The 4385-nt window shown below is 67.6% G+C and carries 4 protein-coding genes; 2 read left to right on the top strand and 2 right to left on the bottom strand.

Features of this window, described 5'->3' with window-relative positions; genetic code table 11:
- Positions 1–273: 273 nt before the first annotated feature.
- Together A33M_RS08665 and A33M_RS23800 are read right to left on the bottom strand one after the other, a co-directional pair.
- On the bottom strand, positions 274–669 hold the full coding sequence (locus tag A33M_RS08665; protein ID WP_008385863.1) for a (R)-mandelonitrile lyase: 396 nt from the start codon (positions 667–669) through the stop codon (positions 274–276).
- Between the two features lie 398 nt (positions 670–1067).
- Positions 1068–1391, bottom strand: a complete 324-nt coding sequence (locus A33M_RS23800) for a hypothetical protein (protein WP_157223390.1) — start codon at positions 1389–1391, stop codon at positions 1068–1070.
- A gap of 70 nt (positions 1392–1461) precedes the next feature.
- Here A33M_RS23800 and pflB point away from each other — a divergent pair, with 70 nt between their 5' ends.
- Together pflB and A33M_RS08675 are read left to right on the top strand one after the other, a co-directional pair.
- Positions 1462–3720 carry a formate C-acetyltransferase gene (pflB, locus tag A33M_RS08670; RefSeq protein ID WP_008385865.1) on the top strand — a complete coding sequence of 753 codons (2259 nt, stop codon included), beginning with the start codon at positions 1462–1464 and terminating at the stop codon, positions 3718–3720.
- Positions 3721–3823: 103 nt separating this feature from the next.
- Positions 3824–4385, top strand: a 562-nt coding sequence (locus tag A33M_RS08675; RefSeq protein ID WP_052026965.1) for a 4Fe-4S cluster-binding domain-containing protein, incomplete at its 3' end; no start/stop codon positions are given.

A 4385-nucleotide genomic window follows, 5' to 3' on the forward strand; every position in this document is an offset into this window, starting at 1 on the left:
GTCCATATCGCTGCTATCGTCTGCTATTGGTTATGAGTCTGGACCCTAGCACGGCCGCGCGCCACGATGTGGCGGCGCCGACCCGAAACACCGTTTCCGGCCTCCGTGCGACCCGCCGGCCACACCGGCGAGGGGCGACCGGCGGCCGCCGGCCTGCCCGAGAGGAGGCACGAGGTCGAACACCTTGCCCGGATCGCCATGGCCGACGAGGCCGATGTCGACGAGCGCCGGCAACTATCGCCGGACGGGTGCCGGACCGCCGTGCAGGCGGGGTCATTTCCGGTACTGCTCGTCGGAGACGTGCTCGAGCCAGTCGACGGCCTTGTCGTTCGCGGACTCCTGAATGGCGATGTGGGTCATCGCCGTGCCGGGGGTCGCGCCGTGCCAATGCTTCTCGCCCGGCGGAAACCACACCACGTCGCCGGGGCGGACCTCCTCGACCGGGCCTCCTTCGGTCTGCACCCAGCCGAGCCCCGACGTGACGATCAGCGTCTGTCCGAGCGGATGGGTGTGCCACGCCGTGCGGGCGCCCGGCTCGAACGTCACGTGGGCGCCGCCGACGCGGGCCGGGTCCGGCGCCTGGAACAACGGATCGATCCGCACCGAGCCGGTGAACCAGTCCCCCGGCCCCACGAGAGAATTGTCCGAGCCGCTTCGCTTGATCTGCATTTCCGTCCTCCGTGCTTCCGCTGGTGTCGCACCCCGTGCGACCGCCATCGCCGTCGGCGGCCGTGGGGTTGCTCGGCAGCGAGCCGCCGCTCGCATGCCGTGGAATCTAGGGGCTGCGGCCATTCCGACCAGCCGCTACAATCGGAATGAACTCATAAGCAGGATCTGGTCGGGCACGGCTGTGTCGATCTGCGGCTTCCCATGCACGGCAATCTCCACGCCTGGCTGCCCGGACACTGAAGCGCCCGATCGACGAACGCCTCGTCACAAACGCCGTCGCGACCCCCGCTGGCGCATGGCTCGGCGGCGACGTGATGGCGGGGTGACGGCGCGGCGCGACGACGTCATGCAAGCACGGAATAGCTCGGCCTCGTCGTCACTTCCGACGCGAAAACGAACTATTTCCCCCGTCTGATCACGATGGGTCCGGACTCCTTCATACGTCGTCTGAATTTTGCGCGCGGCTCAACCGAATGATGCGTTCCGCCGCCGTGGCCCGACAGATCGTGTCGCCTGCGCGACCAAATCAGATCGATCCTGTCGATCTTCGATACCGTCGCTTTTCGGGCGCGGCTGCGTTGTGCCGAGGCCGTGGCTCGAGGCTGATATTTCTCGTAGTATCCGACCATGGTCGTGAGAGAGCGCGCACGGCGCCGATCGAGGTGGCCTTCGGCCGCCGATCGATCGACGCGGGTGACGTCGAAGCGACCGCCCAGCATCATCCACCATCGTCGGTCGGACGTGCCCCCGGGCTCCGGTGCTGGTTTCATGCTTGCAGGATTCGAGGTTTCTATGAACGCCGTCACGCTGAACATCGCCGCAGAAGAGCCTTGGGCCGGTTTCACCGGCGGATCATGGCAGACCGACATCGACGTGCGCGGCTTCATTCAGGCAAACTACCGTCCTCATCTCGGCGACTCGACTTTCCTGGCCGGCCCGACCGCCCGCACGCTCGGCGTCTGGAAGACGCTGTCGGCCCTGCTCGCCGTCGAGCGCGAGAAGGGCATTCTCGACGCTTCGGTCGATCGTCCCGCCGGCATCACGGCGCACGCGCCGGGCTACATCGACCGCGACGCCGAGCTGATCGTCGGGGTGCAGACGGATGCGCCGCTCAAGCGCGCCATCATGCCGAACGGCGGCCTGCGCATGGTCGAGAACGGGCTCGAGGCCTACGGCTACGAGATCGACCCGACCGTCAAGGAAATCTGGACCAAGCACCGCAAGAGCCACAACCAGGGCGTTTTCGACGCCTATTCACCGGAGATCCTGGCGGCGCGCAAGTCCGGCATCGTCACCGGCCTGCCGGATGCCTACGGCCGCGGCCGCATCATCGGCGACTACCGCCGCGTCGCGCTCTACGGCGTCGACAAGCTGCAGGACGCCAAGCGCCGCGAGCTGCACGAGATCGACGACGCCGTTTTCGACGAGAAGACCATGCGGCTGCGCGAGGAGCTCAACGAGCAGATCCGCGCCCTCGACGAGCTCGCCGAGATGGCGGCGAGCTACGGCTGCGACATCCGCAAGCCGGCCGGAACCGGCCGTGAGGCGGTGCAGTGGACCTATTTCGGCTATCTCGCCGCCGTGAAGGAGCAGAACGGCGCCGCGATGTCGCTCGGCCGCGTCTCGACCTTCCTCGACATCTATCTCGACCGCGACCTCGAGCGTGGCCTGATCACCGAGGAGCAGGCGCAGGAGCTGATCGACGACATGGTGATCAAGCTCCGCATCGTGCGCTTCCTGCGCACGCCGGAGTACGACACGCTGTTCTCCGGCGACCCGACCTGGGTGACCGAGTCGATCGGCGGCATCGGCGAGGACGGCCGTCCGCTCGTCACCAAGACCAGCTTCCGCTTCCTGCAGACGCTGTTCAACCTCGGCCCGGCGCCGGAGCCGAACCTGACCGTGCTGTGGTCGACCGCGCTGCCGGAGGGCTTCAAGGACTACTGCGCCAAGGTGTCGATCGAGACCTCGTCGATCCAGTACGAGAACGACGACGTGATGCGGCCGCACTGGGGTGACGACTACGGCATCGGCTGCTGCGTCTCGCCGATGCGGATCGGCAAGCAGATGCAGTTCTTCGGCGCCCGCGCCAACCTCGCCAAGGCGCTGCTCTACGCCATCAATGGCGGCCGTGACGAGAAGTCCGGCAAGGTGGTGGCCGAAGGCTTCGCGCCGATCGAAGGCGACCTGCTCGACTACGACACCGTGGTCGCCAAGCTCGATCCGATGCTGAGCTGGCTCGCCAAGACCTACATCAAGGCGCTCAACGTCATCCACTACATGCACGACAAGTACGCTTACGAGCGTATCGAGATGGCGCTGCACGACCGCGACATCCTGCGCACCATGGCGTGCGGCATCGCCGGCCTGTCGGTGGCCGCCGATAGCCTCTCGGCGATCAAGCACGCCAAGGTGAAGGTGATCCGCAACGAGGCCGGCCTCGCGGTCGACTACGCGATCGAGGGCGAGTATCCGGCCTACGGCAACAACGACGACCGCGCCGACCGGATCGCGGTGTGGCTCGCCGAGAGCTTCATCGAGAAGATCAAGGCGCAGCCGCACTTCTACCGCGACGCGATGCCGACCCAGTCGGTGCTGACCATCACGTCGAACGTCGTGTACGGCAAGAAGACCGGCAACACGCCCGACGGGCGCCGCGCCGGTCAGCCCTTCGCGCCCGGCGCCAACCCGATGAACGGCCGCGACAAGAAGGGCTTCATCGCAGCCGGCGCGTCGGTCGCCAAGATCCCGTACGCGTGCGCGCTCGACGGCATCTCCTGGACCGCCTCGGCGACCCCGTCCGCGCTCGGGCGGGTGCCGCAGGAGCGCCAGAAGAACCTCGCCGCGTGCCTCGACGCGTTCACGGCGGCGTCCGGCCATCACGTCAACGTCAACGTCCTCCAGCGCGAGACGCTGCTCGACGCGATGGAGCACCCGGAGATCTACCCGCAGCTCACCATCCGGGTGTCCGGCTATGCGGTGAACTTCGTCAAGCTGAGCCGCGAGCAGCAGCTCGACGTGATCAGCCGAACCTTCCACGCCTGCATGTAAGTCTCCTGCAGGCGTGATTGCGGTCGTCGCGAAGGCGCTCGGTCCGGCCTCCTGATCCCGGGCCGGGCGCCGCCGACGACCCCGAGTTCGAAAGCCACCCCCGATGATCGTCCAGCATTCATGTTCGTTCGCCGCCGCCGCCCGCGTCCCGCCCGTTGCGGACGCCGAACCGGTCGGCTTCCTGCATTCGGTGGAAACCGGCGCGGCCGGTGACGGGCCGGGCATGCGGTTCGTGTTCTTTTTGTCGGGCTGCCCGTACCGCTGCGTCTATTGCCACAACCCGGACACCTGGAAGCGCGCCTCCGGCCGCCGGGTGGACCTCGACGAGGCGCTCGCCGAAGTCGCGCCCTACCGGGCGTTCCTGCGCTTCGCCGGCGGCGTCACCGTGTCGGGCGGCGAGCCGATGAGCCAGCACCGCTTCGCCGGACGGCTGCTCACCCGGCTGCACGACGACCTCGGGCTGCATACCGCGATCGACACCACGGGGGCGCTCGGCCGTCTGGTCGGCGACGATTGGTTCGATCCGGTCGACCTCCTGCTGCTCGACATCAAGCATGTCGATCCGGCGACCTACGAGCGGATCACCGGCAGCGAGCTGCAGCCGACCCTCGACTTCGCCCGCCGCATGGTGCGGCTCCGCCAGCCGATGTGGGTCCGTTTCCGGC

Source organism: Rhodovulum sp. PH10 (assembly GCF_000293785.1).
In the GTDB taxonomy this organism is placed as follows: Bacteria; Pseudomonadota; Alphaproteobacteria; order Rhizobiales; family Xanthobacteraceae; genus Rhodoplanes.